15 protein-coding genes are annotated in these 14,209 nt (G+C 67.5%); 8 read left to right on the top strand and 7 right to left on the bottom strand.

From position 1 onward, the window contains the following. Positions 1 to 3: 3 nt before the first annotated feature. Positions 4 to 441 (bottom strand): MarR family winged helix-turn-helix transcriptional regulator, encoded by a 438-nt coding sequence (locus tag VMT40_RS34760; protein WP_326363750.1) that lies wholly within the window; start codon positions 439 to 441, stop codon positions 4 to 6. Between the two features lie 170 nt (positions 442 to 611). Between VMT40_RS34760 and VMT40_RS34755 the strand changes: the two genes are divergently transcribed. After that, positions 612 to 1,334 (top strand): NmrA/HSCARG family protein, encoded by a 723-nt coding sequence (locus VMT40_RS34755; protein ID WP_326364021.1) that lies wholly within the window; start codon positions 612 to 614, stop codon positions 1,332 to 1,334. A gap of 24 nt (positions 1,335 to 1,358) precedes the next feature. Here VMT40_RS34755 and VMT40_RS34750 read toward each other — a convergent pair whose 3' ends face one another. Then, complete coding sequence (locus tag VMT40_RS34750) at positions 1,359 to 1,517, bottom strand: hypothetical protein (RefSeq protein ID WP_326313652.1); 159 nt, start codon at positions 1,515 to 1,517, stop codon at positions 1,359 to 1,361. A 284-nt stretch (positions 1,518 to 1,801) separates the two neighbouring features. On the opposite strand from VMT40_RS34750, the gene VMT40_RS34745 reads away from it, so the two are divergent. Next, entirely contained in the window at positions 1,802 to 2,542 is a 741-nt protein-coding gene (locus VMT40_RS34745) for a hypothetical protein (protein WP_326363747.1), read from the top strand. Here the strand turns inward: VMT40_RS34745 and VMT40_RS34740 are convergent. Next, on the bottom strand, positions 2,535 to 3,302 hold the full coding sequence (locus VMT40_RS34740; protein ID WP_326363746.1) for a trans-aconitate 2-methyltransferase: 768 nt from the start codon (positions 3,300 to 3,302) through the stop codon (positions 2,535 to 2,537). The genes VMT40_RS34745 and VMT40_RS34740 overlap by 8 nt on opposite strands. Before the next feature lie 244 nt (positions 3,303 to 3,546). On the opposite strand from VMT40_RS34740, the gene VMT40_RS34735 reads away from it, so the two are divergent. From VMT40_RS34735 to argH, 3 genes are read left to right on the top strand one after another with little or no spacing between them, the layout of a single operon-like run. Then, a complete protein-coding gene (locus tag VMT40_RS34735; RefSeq protein WP_326363745.1) occupies positions 3,547 to 4,749 on the top strand; it encodes an argininosuccinate synthase in 1,203 nt (400 codons plus the stop codon). Positions 4,750 to 4,788: 39 nt separating this feature from the next. Further along, positions 4,789 to 5,700 (top strand): class I SAM-dependent methyltransferase, encoded by a 912-nt coding sequence (locus VMT40_RS34730; RefSeq protein ID WP_326363744.1) that lies wholly within the window; start codon positions 4,789 to 4,791, stop codon positions 5,698 to 5,700. Next, a complete protein-coding gene (gene argH, locus VMT40_RS34725; RefSeq protein WP_326313647.1) occupies positions 5,697 to 7,118 on the top strand; it encodes an argininosuccinate lyase in 1,422 nt (473 codons plus the stop codon). The genes VMT40_RS34730 and argH overlap by 4 nt, the downstream gene beginning before the upstream one ends. 59 nt (positions 7,119 to 7,177) lie before the next feature. Here argH and VMT40_RS34720 read toward each other — a convergent pair whose 3' ends face one another. The 4 genes from VMT40_RS34720 to VMT40_RS34705 form a co-directional block, all read right to left on the bottom strand. Beyond that, a complete protein-coding gene (locus VMT40_RS34720) occupies positions 7,178 to 7,360 on the bottom strand; it encodes a hypothetical protein (RefSeq protein ID WP_326363742.1) in 183 nt (60 codons plus the stop codon). A 181-nt stretch (positions 7,361 to 7,541) separates the two neighbouring features. Beyond that, positions 7,542 to 8,879 (bottom strand): hypothetical protein, encoded by a 1,338-nt coding sequence (locus VMT40_RS34715; protein ID WP_326363741.1) that lies wholly within the window; start codon positions 8,877 to 8,879, stop codon positions 7,542 to 7,544. Between the two features lie 337 nt (positions 8,880 to 9,216). Continuing rightward, positions 9,217 to 9,675: an iron chaperone gene (locus VMT40_RS34710; protein WP_326363740.1), complete on the bottom strand. Its 459-nt coding sequence runs from the start codon at positions 9,673 to 9,675 to the stop codon at positions 9,217 to 9,219. A 34-nt stretch (positions 9,676 to 9,709) separates the two neighbouring features. After that, a complete protein-coding gene (locus tag VMT40_RS34705; RefSeq protein ID WP_326363738.1) occupies positions 9,710 to 10,057 on the bottom strand; it encodes a VOC family protein in 348 nt (115 codons plus the stop codon). A gap of 164 nt (positions 10,058 to 10,221) precedes the next feature. Here VMT40_RS34705 and VMT40_RS34700 point away from each other — a divergent pair, with 164 nt between their 5' ends. The 3 genes from VMT40_RS34700 to VMT40_RS34690 all read left to right on the top strand — a co-directional run bounded on the left by VMT40_RS34700 (position 10,222) and on the right by VMT40_RS34690 (position 14,110). Continuing rightward, complete coding sequence (locus VMT40_RS34700) at positions 10,222 to 13,047, top strand: ATP-binding protein (protein ID WP_326363736.1); 2,826 nt, start codon at positions 10,222 to 10,224, stop codon at positions 13,045 to 13,047. Positions 13,048 to 13,064: 17 nt separating this feature from the next. Next, positions 13,065 to 13,217, top strand: coding sequence for a hypothetical protein (locus VMT40_RS34695; protein WP_326363734.1), 153 nt, complete (start codon positions 13,065 to 13,067; stop codon positions 13,215 to 13,217). 95 nt (positions 13,218 to 13,312) lie between these two features. Next, positions 13,313 to 14,110 (top strand): CPBP family intramembrane glutamic endopeptidase, encoded by a 798-nt coding sequence (locus tag VMT40_RS34690; RefSeq protein ID WP_326363732.1) that lies wholly within the window; start codon positions 13,313 to 13,315, stop codon positions 14,108 to 14,110. Positions 14,111 to 14,209: the final 99 nt, after the last annotated feature.

Below are 14,209 nucleotides of genomic sequence, written 5' to 3'. Positions count from 1 at the left end.
GAATCACTGCGGTGTCAAGAATTTGGTCAACAAATCGGCCAGTTGGACTTGCTCTTTGCTGGTAAGAGCGGCGAAAGCTGTTGCGCTGACCGACTCTTGGAGGGCGGCAATGGCCTCGCGTTGATTCTCGCCACGTTTGGTCAATGACAAGCGGAACGCGCGGCGATCGGTGGCGTCGGGTGTGCGGCTGATGAGGCCCTCCCGCTCCAGGCGGTCGACCAACGGGGTGACGGCGCGAGCCGTGACGCCCAAGCGATCGGCGAGCTCGCGCATGCGAATGTCGGGGGATTCGCCGACGGTGACGATCAATCGCACGCGGGCGGGGGACAGATCGTGCGCGGCGAACCCGGCAATGCCGCGCCGGGCGAAGGCGTGAGATGCCTTCTGTAGCAACTCGCCCAGTTCGGTGGCGGTCACCTCGGTGCGACCGGTACTTGTCATGTCCTCGAGTGTAGCGGCCATCGGTGAACACGGTGATAATGAACTAGGTAACTATCTATTAGGTAATTATCTAGGGAGTAAGTATGAAGACCATCCTCGTCACGGGAGCCACCGGCCATCAGGGCGGTGCCGTGGTCGCGGCGCTGCGGGCAGCGCAGGGGGAGTGAGAGATTCGTGCGGTCACCCGGAATCCGAACGGGCGCAAGGCGAAAGCCCTGCGACAAGCCGGAACCGAGGTGGTGGCGGCGAATTTGGATCGGCCGGATGAGCTCACAGCGGCCATGCGCGATGTCTACGGGGTCTTCGCGGTCGGACCTCGTGGCAATCGGGAGGCGGAGCGGGGTATCGCGCTCGCCGAAGCGGCGGCAGCGACCGGGGTCGAGCACTTCGTGTACTCGTCCGTGGGTGGCGTGGAGCGTGTGCGCGGTATTCCGCACTTCGACAGTAAATGGCTGGTGGAGCAGCGCATTCGCGAGCTCGGGCTGGCCGCGACCATCCTGCGCCCGACCAGCTATATGGAGGGTTTCGCGACGCCGGTGGTGGCGACCATCGGCCTCGGGATGCTCGCGTCCGTGCTGGGCAAAGACAAGACGCTGCAGGTGATCTCGGTCCGCGATATCGGCATCTTCGCCGCCCTGGCCTTCGCCGATCCGGCCGAATACGTCGGCCGCGCACTGGAGATCGCGGGGGATGAGCTCACTGTTCCACAGCTCGCGGCGGCCACCGGGCGCGGCTACGTCCGGCTACCGCAGCGCGTGCTGCGCATGATGGGTCCCGAGTCGCGAATGTTCTTCTGGTTCGGCGAATCCGGTTACCGGGCCGACATTCCCGCGCTGCGTCGCCGCCATCCGGGGCTGCTCACCGTGCGGGAATGGATGGCCACCCGCCGGTGAGCCGACGGGTGGCCATGGTGCTGCTCAGTTGAGGGGGTACTGCCCGGGCGGGTAGGTGCCGGTTCCGCCGCCGCCGGTGCCGCCCGCGGTGATGAGGTCCTGGGCGAACTGCAAGGCGGCCGAGCCGATGGAGAGGATGTCGTGGCCCAGGGTGCCGACGTTCTGGGCGAGGGTTGAGAGCATGGCGAGTCCTCCGGTTCTACGCGGGGGTGATGATCTTCAGGGTGGCACAGACTGGACGGCTGTGATTGGGAATCGCGCCGGTCTGCGCGGTTTCGGTGGATTGCCCTGGTCGACGGCGCGCTCTTCTCGCGGCAGAAAAATACTTATTTCACAAATCGGCGCGTCATTTGTTCGTGCCGATAATTCGCCCGCGGCTCCTGATAACGTCCCGGCGGGTTTTGCGTTCGGATCGATACGCGAAACCCCTTCCGGCCGGGTATCGAAAGAATGGAGGATCCGCACCAATGCGAATTGCGTGGCTCGTCGGTGGCGTGACGTTGGGAATCGCTCTGTTCGCGCCATTGGCGGCCGGGAAAAACCCGGATTTGCCCTCCACCATCGAAACGCTCTCGGCGAGTGCGGCGTCGGCGGGTGTGTCGGTCGGAGGTGGCATGTCGGCCCCGACCTTCGGCCTACCCTCCTGGTGGGAGGGCGGAGTCTGCGATCCGGAAACCAATCCCGGCAGTGTGGAAATCGGGCGCTGGGGTGATCTCATCGCGTGCGGTCCCAATAACGACGTGGTTTCCGCATCCGACCCGCATGTCGGATGGGGTGGAGCGCTGGAATGGGAATGCGTGGAGCTCAGTGAGCGATATCTGAATCAGCGATATCACCTGCCGACCGTCTCGGTGAACGGCGACGCCCTGGTGGATACCTATTTCGATCCCGTGATTCAGGCGCGGCTCGGCTTCGATATGTCCCAGACCCCACTGATTCGCGTATATCCGGGCCGAGGCCGCGTGCCCGTGCCCGGTGATGTGCTCAGCTTCGGGCAGGACGCGCACCCCGGCCACACCGGCGTCGTCACGGCATCGCTGGTGTCGGCCGACGGCAACGGGGTCGTCACGATGATCAACCAGAATCGCTACCTGGGCGCGCCGGGGTCGGCGTTCGTGGTGATCAGAATGGTCGGTGGGGTGCCACAGCCGCTGGGGCAACTCGCGGTGATCGACTGGATCCACGACACCACCTCGGACCCTAGGTGAGCTTGTGGGCCACCGCGAAGATGCGGCGGAAGGGCAGCCAGGTGGTGCCGTCGGGCTGGCGGGGGTAGACCGAGCGCAGCATTGGGGCGAGTTCGGCGCGGAAGGCCTGCCAGTCGGCGTCGTCGAGCGCGTCTCGAACCGGCCGCAACGCGGTGCCCGTCAACCATTCCAGCACCGGGTCATCTCCGGTGAGCGGCTGCAAATACGTTGTCTCCCAGGCGTCCACGCGACATCCCGCCGCGGTCAGGACTCCGGCGTAACCGGCCGGATCCGGGACGGCCTGGCGTTCGAGGATGCCCGCGTCCGCGAGCTTGTCGTACCAGCGTTCGGTGGAGGCGAGGCCGTGGATCGCGAGATGTGAAGGCGCGTCGAAGTTTCCGGGGACCTGTAGGGCGAACCAAGCGCCCGTCGGGAGGGCATCGATCCAATTCGGCAGGAGCGCAAGGTGATCCGGTACCCATTGCAGGACCGCATTGGTGATCACGACATCGGTGTCCGGGGCCGGTTTCCAGTCGCGGACGTCGGCGACGGTGGCGTCGATGCCGTATTCCCTTGCCGCGTCGACCATTTCGGGTGAGGAATCGAAGGCCTCGATGGTCGCCTCCGGCCAGCGTTCCGCCAGCGTGACGGTGAGATTTCCGGGTCCGCAGCCCAGGTCGGCCACTCGTCGCGGCTTCTCGGCTCCGACCCGATTCACCAGGTCGAAGAACGGCCGCGCGCGCAGGTCGTCGAAGGCGAGGTACTTGTCCGGATCCCACATGGGCCGCTCCGATCGTTGTCGAAATCCCAAACCGTACGTCTGTACTGTATTCCCGCTCGACGGCCGGGTGCAAGGATGGTGGCGGTCGGTTTCCTTGGCCGGGGGACCCGGTTATGAATGGGATTGCATCGTCATGCATAATCATTTGCAGGACGACGGAGCGCGCCACAGCAGAGCCGACACGGCTCGGGACCGCAGCGCACCGGCCCGGGACCTATAAGCACAATCGAGGAGCACACGGACTATGACGAAGCGCGTCGTACTCGCCTACTCCGGCGGGCTGGACACCTCTGTCGCCATCAGCTGGATCGCCAAGGAGACCGGCGCGGAGGTCGTGGCCGTCGCCATCGATCTGGGCCAGGGTGGCGAGGACATGAACGACGTGCGCCAGCGCGCGCTGGACTGCGGCGCGGTCGAGTCCATCGTCGTGGACGCCCGCGACGAGTTCGCCAACGAGTACTGCCTGCCCACCATTCAGGCCAACGCCCTCTACATGGGCCGCTACCCGCTGGTCTCGGCCATTTCCCGGCCGCTGATCGTCAAGCACCTGGTCGAGGCCGCCGAATACCATGGCGCGGACACCGTTTCGCACGGCTGCACCGGCAAGGGTAACGACCAGGTCCGCTTCGAGGTCGGCATCGGCGCGCTCGCGCCGGACCTGAAGGTCATCGCGCCGGTCCGCGACTACGCCTGGACCCGTGAGAAGGCCATCGAGTTCGCGGGTGAGAACAACCTGCCGATCAATGTGTCGAAGAAGTCGCCGTTCTCCATCGACCAGAACCTGTGGGGCCGCGCGGTCGAGACCGGGTTCCTCGAGGACCTGTGGAACGCGCCGACCAAGGACGTCTATGACTACACCGTGGACCCGACGGTCAACTTCGAAGCGCCCGACGAGCTCATCGTCACCTTCGACAAGGGTGTGCCGGTGGCCATCGACGGCCGCCCGGTCACCATGCTCGAGGCCATCACCGAGCTGAACAAGCGGGCCGGACGCCAGGGCGTTGGCCGCCTGGACATGGTCGAGGACCGGCTCGTGGGCATCAAGTCGCGCGAGATCTACGAGGCCCCCGGTGCCATCGCGCTGATCACCGCGCACCAGGAGATGGAAGCGGTGACCATCGAGCGCGAGCTGGGTCGCTACAAGCGGCAGGTCGAGCAGCGCTGGGGCGAGCTGGTGTACGACGGCCTGTGGTACTCGCCGCTGAAGCGCGCGCTCGACGCGTTCGTGGCCGAGACCCAGCAGCACGTGTCCGGCGATGTGCGGATGGTCCTGCACGGCGGCAATGTCGTCGTGAACGGCCGCCGCTCGGACGAGTCGCTCTACGACTTCAACCTGGCCACCTACGACGAGGGCGACACCTTCGACCAGTCGCTGGCCAAGGGCTTCGTGCAGATCCACGGCCTGTCCTCCAAGGTCGCGGCCCGCCGGGATCTCAACAGCAAGTAGTAGCCTGCGACCGAGACCTCGGCCGAAGGAGACGCGCCCATGCGAACCGATGACGACAGTTGGGATATCACGGAGAGCGTGGGCGCGACGGCGCTCGGGGTAGCGGCCATTCGGGCCTACGAGACCAGTCGCGAGGACGCGCTGTTCCGCGATCCGTATGCGGCGAAGCTGGTCGGCGCGGTGGGATCCGACGGCTGGAACTCCCTGATGGCGGGGCGGCTCGGCGGCCAGAGCGTCAGCGACGGTGAGCTGCGCGGCTGGTCGATGGGCAGTGTCCTGATTGCTCGCACGCTGTACTTCGACGAGTACTTCGCGTCGGCGGCGCGCGCGGGAATCCGGCAGATCGTGATCCTGGCCGCCGGACTCGATGCGCGTGCTTACCGGCTCGAATGGCCTTCGGGCACGCGGGTTTTCGAGCTCGATCAGCCGAAGGTGCTGGCCTTCAAGGACCGGGTGCTCGCGGCCGAGGAGCTGACCGTCGACCGTCGTGAGGTGGCGATCGATCTGCGCCAGGACTGGCCGAAAGCCCTGTTGGACAAGGGCTTCGAGCCGGGCGAGCCCACCGCCTGGCTGGCGGAGGGGCTGCTGCGGTACCTGCCCGGCCACGCGCAGAACCGGTTGCTCGAGCAGGTGGTGGAACTCAGCGCACCAGGCAGTCGGATGGCGTTGAACCTGGGCATGGGCAATGACCTGTCCGACGATCGGGAACGGCGTCGGAAGGTCATGGCGGAGGCGGGAATCCAGCTCGACCTGGAAAACCTGTTCTATTCGTGGGAGGACCGCGCGGACCCCCGCGACTGGTTCGCCATGCACCGGTGGCTGGTGAGCGAGGGCGATCCGGTCGCCGTGCTCGAAGACCACGGCCGGTCCGTCCCCGAGGCGGCCAAGGCCGGTATGGGGCAACACATTCTGATGACCGCGACGAAACCGCGAGGAGACGAGACGCAATGACCCAGGGCGGCAGCACGAACGAAGGCGCGCTGTGGGGTGGACGCTTCGCGTCCGGCCCGGCCGCGGCCATGGCGGCGCTGAGCAAGTCGACCCACTTCGACTGGGCGCTCGCGCCGTACGACATCCGCGCCTCCAAAGCCCATGCGCGCGTGCTGCACAAGGCCGGGCTGCTCTCGGACGGCGATCTGACGGGCATGCTGGCCGGACTGGATGCCCTGGCCGCCGACGTGGCCTCGGGTGCGTTCGGGCCCCTGGAATCCGATGAGGACGTGCACGGTGCGCTCGAGCGCGGGCTGATCGACCGGGTCGGGGCCGAGCTCGGCGGGCGGCTGCGCGCGGGGCGTTCGCGCAATGATCAGGTGGCGACGCTGTTCCGCATGTGGCTGCGGGATGCCATGCGGCACATCGCCTCCGGCGTGCTGGATGTGGTCGACGCGATCACCGAGCAGGCCGCCGCGCACCCGGACGCGGTCATGCCCGGCAAGACCCACCTGCAGGCCGCCCAGCCGGTGCTGCTGGCCCACCACCTGCTCGCGCACGCGCATCCGCTGCTGCGCGATATCGACCGGATTCGCGATTTCGACAAGCGGGCCGCGGTGTCGCCCTACGGTTCCGGCGCGCTGGCGGGCTCCTCGCTCGGCCTGGACCCGGAAGCCATTGCGGCCGAACTGAATTTCGACTCCTCCGCCGCGAACTCCATCGACGCCACTTCCTCGCGTGACTTCGCCGCCGAGGCCGCGTTCGTGCTGTCCATGATCGCCGTCGATCTGAGCCGCATGGCCGAAGAGGTGATCATCTGGAGCACACCGGAATTCGGTTACATCACCTTGGCCGACGCGTGGTCGACCGGGTCGTCGATCATGCCGCAGAAGAAGAACCCGGACGTCTCCGAGCTCACCCGCGGCAAGGCGGGCCGCCTCATTGGCAACCTGACCGGCCTGCTCGCGACCCTGAAGGCCCAGCCGCTGGCCTACAACCGTGACCTGCAGGAAGACAAGGAACCGGTCTTCGACTCGGTGGCGCAGCTGGAACTGCTGCTGCCCGCCATCGCGGGCCTGGTCTCCACCCTCACCTTCCACACCGACCGCATGGCCGAGCTCGCACCGGCGGGCTTCACCCTCGCCACGGACATCGCCGAATGGCTTGTCCGCCAGGGCGTTCCGTTCCGTGTGGCGCATGAGGCCGCGGGCGGGTGTGTGCGTGCCGCCGAGGCGCGCGGTGTGGGCTTGGACGAGCTCACCGACGAGGAATTCGCCGCCGTCGACCCGGCCCTGACCCCGGGCGTGCGTGAGGTCCTCACCGTCCAGGGCTCCATCGCCTCCCGCAACGCGCGCGGCGGAACCGCGGGCACCCAGGTCGCCAAGCAGCTCGAGGAGGTGCGCGGCACCGCCGCCACCCAGCGCGCCTGGCTGAGCTGACCCCCACAACTGAAATCGGCCCGTTGGGTTCCCACACTGGAAACCCAACGGGCCGTTCGTCATCCGCGCCGGTAATTCATATGCTTCGCGGCGGGCACAGCCACACGTCCAACGCCGTGCACCTTCCCATTGCCGCCCTGTTGTTGCTGCTTCTTCCCCTTCCCCCGCCGCTCCCGCCGCGAAAGCGGTTGATCGACGGGCTGTTCAGAGGGGATTTCGGGCAGCGAAAAACGCTCAGGCATGAGTCCTCCTAGAAATATGCATGACCGACTAACCGGTTGAGTTGCCGGTCGGAATCGGGAAAGCCGCAGGCGCGGTCGGATTGGACGACCGCCGGGCATCAATAGCGAAGCGTGCTCAGGAGAACAGGATCAGCCACATGCCGAGCACTGTAACCACGAGCGCGCCTCCGCCGCATCCCATTTATTTCTCGTCGGTCGGTCCGGTCCGTTCCAGCAGGTCAGCGAACTTCGCGCGCAGCTCGTCGTCCGGTTCGATGGCGGCGGCCTCGTGTACCCAGGTGCGAGCGGCGGCGGGAAGGTTCCGACCGTACCTGCTGTCCAACGTCCGTAGGGCGAAGCCGCGCACTCGCAAACCGCTTGCCCGCAGTGCGGTCCGGATCAGCGGCAGCAGATCGACATCCGCCGCGTCGGATTCACCGAGATAACTCAGGACGAGGTCGAGGACACCCTCCGTGTTCGAGCTCCCGATGATCCTTTCGGGGTCCGGGCCCTCGACCGCCATCTCGTCCAATGGCAGCACCTGGCGAGCCAGGCGCACGAGGGCAGCGTATTCGTGCTCGGGAGTGTGGGTGATCGCCCAGTGCCAGACGTACCGATCGTAAAGAGGTTGTCGAAGGCGGGACATCGCATGTGGGAGCGCGTCGACGCCGACCGCCTGCGAGCAGGCGAGCCCGAGGCGGAAATCGGACTCGCGTCCGAACTGCTCCAAGGCCGTCCGGACGCGTTGTGACCAATCGGAGCGAGCCAATAGGGCGGAATATTGACCGAGCACACGGGAGATGTCGGACTCCCGCCAATCTTCCACGGGTGGAGGATCTTTCAATAGAGCTTCCACGCGCTGGGCGGTGTCGATGTAACTGAGATTCGGGGGCAAGTCGGCGATCAATTCACCGAATCGGGCGAGGCACGGGAGGGCGTCCGCGTAATTCCGGATATCCCAGCTCGGGCCGGACAGATCCATGAGCGCGTCGAGGATTCCCGCCGCGCCGTCGAGGAGTTCGGCGTCGATCTCGGGCGCGAGCAGGGCCGCGTAGAGATCTCCTGTGGTGGCGGCGATATGGGCGAGGTACTGGTCCAGGATTCCATTGCGGAATCCTCCGCGAAGCAGCCAAGACTTGACCTCGGGGTCTTGTGTTCCGCGCAACCGCTCCACGGCGTGGATACGACCCCAGTCCTGGACCCGACGAGCCAAGCAGTAGATCGCCTGTTCTCGGTCGGGTTGAGAATTGCCCAGCGCGACAATCACATACAGCGTCAAATCTTCCAAAGCGCCGAGGAGCAGCAGCAATTCCTGATCGCGCTCGTCGCCCGCCACGCCCAGCATGACGATGCCGAGCGCCACGGCATTGCGCCGAGTGCCGTGCTCGGCCAGCCAGCGCGCCAGGGCGCGCAAGTCCTCGGCCGGTGGATCGAGTGCCCGCAACCCTTTGACCAGGTCGTCCGCCACATCGATGGCATTGCATTCCGCAAGCCGATCGTGCAGGACGGTCAAGGTTTTGGCGTCGGGTGCCGACAGCACCGCCGCGATCAGGTCGATCAGTGTGGTGACGGGTGGGGATTCGTCGGCCGAGCCGCCGTGATGTGTTCGTATGCCGTCGATAACAGTCGAACTGAGAAACCGCGACTCGGCGGATTGCTCATCCGGAAGGGGACTTCCACCGCGTGGCCACGGTCCAGGGCCGTGTAGTGCCGTGAGGCTGAGAGCGTGAGAGAGAATAGTGGTTCGGTCATCCGAGATATCGGGAGCCGACCACTGGCCGGGGGTCACCGGCAGGGGCGCACTGCGCCCTTTCCATTAGTGAGGATCACCGCGACACCATAGCTGGATGTCGCGGTGATGGACAAGAGAGGCGGGATCAGCTCAGCGCCTTGCGGAGGAGGTCGGTGATCCGGGCTTCGACGGCCGGGGTCATCTTCTGGAGGGCGAAGGAGACGGGCCACAGGTCGCCGTCGTCGAGGGATGCGATGTCGTTGAAACCCAGTGTGGCGTAGCGGGTCTTGAACTTGGTGGCGGGCTGGAAGAAGCAGACGATCTTGCCGTCGACCATGTAGGAGGGCATGCCGTACCAGGTCTTGCAGGTGAGGTCGGGGAACTCGGATTTGATGAGGGCGTGCAGGCGTTCGGCGGATTCGCGGTCGGTGCCGGTCATGTCGGCGATCTTGGCGAGCACGTCCTGTTCGCCGTCGGCCTTGGCGGAGCGGGAGGAGCGGCGGGCGGCCGTCTTCAGTTCGGCGGCATGGGCTTTCATGGCGGCGCGCTCTTCGGCGCTGAAGCCGACGGTGGTCTTCTGGGCGGTGGTGGACTTGGTGGCCATGGGGGAATCCTTTGTGCGAGTGGGGGAGTGAGGGTCAGCGGTCCTGGATGAGGCCCAGGACATTGCCATCGGTGTCGGCGACGGTGGCGACCAGGCGGCCACCACCCACTTCGTGGGCGGGCTGCTCGACGGTGGCGCCCGCGGCGGTGAGGGCGGCCAGCTTTGCCTCGATATCGGTGACGTGCCAGTAGGAGACCGGGGCGGTCATGGACTGCGGGCCGCCGTCGGGCACCAGGCCGATGTGCTGACCCTCGGCCTCGAAACCGACGTAGTACGGGGAGTCGGTCTGCGGGTCGATGCCCAGCAGCGCGGCGTATACGGTCTTGGCGGCGGCCAGATCGGAGACGGGGTGCAGGACCGTCCTGATGCCCATCGTGGTCATGATCTCTCCTGTTCGGCGGTCGTTTCCGGGGAATTCCGGTGTGCCTTCAGCTTCGCTCGGACCGGGGTGCGGTCACATCCGTGGTGACCACGGAATCCACCACGGAGCGCGGCTCGGTATTCGTCCGTACCGTGCGTGGCGCGCTGATGCGGCAGACTGACTCCATGGTTGTGACGTTGGAAATCTCCACCCGCGAGGCCGAGGTGCTGGAGCTGGTCGGCGAGCATCTCAGCAATGCCGAGATCGGTGCGCGACTGTTCATCTCCGTGCGCACGGTGGAGAGCCACGTCTCGTCGCTGCTGCGGAAGCTGGATGTGCCCGATCGGCGGGCGCTGGCCCAGCGGGCCGCCGCGTCGCGTCCCGCGAGTCCCGGTCCCGCGCCCGCGCTGCCGAAGCCGTTGACCTCCTTCATCGGTCGCTCCCGCGAGCGGGCCGAGCTGACGGAATTGCTCGAGACGCAGCGGCAGGTGACGGCGGTCGGGCCGGGCGGGGTGGGTAAGACGCGGCTCGCGCTGGCGGTGGCCTCCGATGTCGCCGCCGACTTCGCCGACGGCGTCTGGTTCGTCGATCTGGTGCCGCTCGCCAGCGCCGACATGTGTGTGGTCGCGGGCACCGTCGCCATGGCGCTGGGGCTCGGTGAGCAACCCGGTCGCGGGTTCGATCGCGCCGTGCTCTCGGCGCTGTCCGACCGCAACGCCCTGCTGGTACTGGACAATTGCGAGCACATTCGGGATGGGGTCGCGCCCTTCATCGAACAGTTGCTGGCAGCTTGCCCGGGCGTGAGCGTGCTGGCCACCAGCCGCGCCCGGCTCATGGTGCCGTTCGAGCGCGTGTACACCGTGCCGCCGATGTCGCTGGCCGGGGAGGGCGCGTCGGACGCGGTCGATCTGTTCATGGATCGGGCGGCCGCTGGCGGCTGGCCGCCCAACCACGCCCTGCGCGACCAGGTCGCGTCGTTCTGTGAGCGCCTGGACGGTGTCGCGCTGGCCATCGAACTGGCGGCGGCCCGCTGGACCACGCTCGGATTGGACGGCCTCACCGCCGGTTTGGACGATCAGCTGCGCATGCTCTCCGGCGGCGCGCGCGCCGACGACCGGCACCGGTCGGTGCGGGCGGCCCTGGACTGGAGTCACACCCTGCTCGAACCCGAGGACCGGGCGTTGCTGCGCCGGATCTCGGTATTCATGACCGCCTTCCCGGTCGAGGCGGCGGCCGAGGCGGCCGGTATCGAAAAGGGCAGCGCCGCAGCGGGATTGGCGCGACTTGCCGAACAGAGTCTGCTGGTGGTCACCGATACGCCGACCGGCACGCGGTTCCGCGCGCTGGAGACCATCCGCCAGTACGGTCTCGAGCAGCTCGAGGCGGCCGACGAGGTCACGGTGGCCCGCGCCGGACACCTGCGCTGGTGCCTGGCCGAGGCGGACGCGCTCGCCGTCGTGCGCGCCGACTGGCGACCCCGATTCGATGCCGCCGCGGACGATTTCCGCGCCGCTCTGGGCTGGGCGGGCGAGCAGCCGGACCGGCGCGCGGACGCCTACCGGCTCGCGCGCCACCTCGCCCGCCTCCTGTTCACCCGCCACCTCACCGGCGAATCCCAGTGGCGCTACGAACAAGCCGCCCACCTGGGCGAGAACCCGGCCGAGTCCGCCGAACTGCTCCGCCAGGCCGCGGCCGCCGCCGGTTGCCAGGGCAATGGCGACGACCTGTACCGCCTGCTCCGCACCGCCGCCGACTTCGCCCAGCGCGCAGGCGATTCCGGGGCCGCCGCCACCGACCTGGCCAATGCCGCGGCCGCCGCCCGCCGCTTCTGGGACAGATTCGAGCACCTTCCCACCCGCGAAGAACTCCGCACGCTCCTCACCGAAGCTCAGCGGCTGGCCGAAGTCGGCGAGACCGGCGACCGCCTCGCGCGGCCGGACATTGCCCGTGCGGCCATCGCCGTCGCGGAGGCCGCTGTCTTGTCGGATCCGTTCGGCGCGGACCCGGAAGTCTCGGAAAGCTCGGCGGCGGAAGCGGTTTCGCGTGCAGAGCGGGCCGTTGAGCTGGCGCGGGCTGCCCGTGATCCGTTGGTCGAGTCCGCGGCGCTGGATACACTTGCGGCCGCTCAGAGTCGGGGTGGGGATCTCGCGGGCGCAGCCGCCACAGCGCGGAAGCGGATTCGGCTGTTGTCCACCGTGCCCGATACGCCGGTGGGCACCCTCGAGTTGATCGATGCGCTCGGGCAGGCCACCGAATTCGGGCTCGGGGCTGGGGACTTCGCGGGGGCACGACGGTGGGCACGGCAGCTGGCCGAACATCCGATGCTCGCGGAGGTCGGGCATACCGCGACCAGTCGGCTGCTGGTGGCGGATGCGTTGGCGGGCAATGTGGATGAGGTGCTCACGCACGGGGCGCGTTTTCTGGAGGCCTGGCAGCGCGAGGACCGACCGGCCCGGTCGGCGCTGGGCGCGGCGGTGGCGGGGGTCCGTATGATCCACGGATTGCGCGACGACTTCGACGCCGAACGCGAATGGACCGGTGTGCTACAACAACTCGCCACCCCGGCCTCGGATATCGATGGCTATCAGGCGGTCTTCGACGCGCTGCTGATGCTGCACCACGGCCAGCCATTGGACGCGGTGGAACGCACGCCGCTTACCCCGACGCAAGCGCGGACCCAGGTGGCCGGTGCGTGGTTCCCCTGGTATGTGGCACTGCACGCCGAGGCCGCCGCCCTGAGCGGATCCCCGAACGCCGCAGCCGATCTGGCCGAGGCGCGCGCGGCGGTCAGCGAAAATCCCGTGGCCACCGCCATCATCGACCGTACCGAGGCCATTCTCGCCAAGGACCGCGACAAACTGCTATCCACCGCAAGCACTTTCGACGCTGCGGGCTGCCTCTACCAGTCGGTCCGCTCCAAGATTCTCGCCGGTGGCGACGCGGCCACTGCCGGAGCGGCCGCGCTCACCGCCCTCGGCCTGGCCCCGATGACCGCGCCTGTCCACCTCTAGGTCGACCCCACGACCGATTGCTCTCCACCGCAACTACTTTCGACGCCGCGGGCTGCCTCTTCCAGTCGGCCCGCGGCAAGATTCTGGCGGGAGACGAGGTGACCGCCCGAGGCGGGGCGGCGCTCAGCGGCCTCGGCCTGGCTCCGATGACCGCACCCGGGCACCTGTAGGTCGACCTTGGGAATTGGTCCGTGCGGCGGCATGTCGGCGCGGGTGTCAGGTCTGTATCAGCTCCATGGCAGGCGGGTCATGGACGGTGGTCGGCATGTCGAACAACAGCGTGATCCCAACTGCCGCGACCCGGAATGGGCTGGTCGGGCGGCTGCTGAGCGAACGGCACTCCCTGCCGCTGTCGGTCGTTCTGCACCTGCTGCCCGGCGCTCTGGTCGTCGCCGCGTACCTGCTCATCGGTCAACCGTTCATTCGGGCCATTCACTACCCGACCCTGCTGGGGTGGGCAATTGCCCTGTGCCTGGTGCTGATACCCATCCTGTTGGGACTGCTGTGGCTGGGCCGCCGAGGCGATGGCCGCGTTTCCCTCGGCGCGCTGCGCTATACCGACCGACCGCTGCCGCGCGGGAAGCTGATGGCGCTGGTCGGGCCGCTCATCGTGTGGATGGCGGTGCTGAGTGTCGTCACCGGGCCGGTGAATCGCTTCTTCCTCCACCACTTCTTCGGCTGGGTCCCCTTCACCTCCGGCGCGGGCAGCTTCACCGGATTCATGAACGGGTACTCGCATTCGACCATGGTCGTCACGATGCTGGTCTGCCTGCCGCTGACCGGTGTCTCCCTCCCGCTGATCGAGGAGCTGTACTTCCGCGGTTTCCTGCTGCCCCGCCTCGCTCATCTGGGCGGTTGGGCGCCGGTGGCCAGCGCGATCCTGTTCTCGCTCTACCACTTCTGGACACCGTGGGTGTTCGTCTCGCGGGTGCTGTTCATGTTCCCGGGATTCTGGCTCGCCTGGCGGCACCGGGACATCCGCGTGTCGATCGGCATGCACGTCGGCGTGACCTCGACCATGGCGGCCTTCGGCGCTCTCGCCGTCGTCTTGAATCTGGTGTGAGACCCCGTCTCCGGAAACAGTTGTGGGGGGGGGGGGTGGGGGCGCGGGGCCCCCCCCAGTTAAGGGGGTGCGGGGGCGGCCGAGGACCCGGCGGGCGTG

This window comes from Nocardia sp. CDC160, assembly GCF_035818795.1.
In the GTDB taxonomy this organism is placed as follows: domain Bacteria; phylum Actinomycetota; class Actinomycetes; order Mycobacteriales; family Mycobacteriaceae; genus Nocardia.
This window is presented reverse-complemented; position numbering and strand designations above follow the sequence as displayed.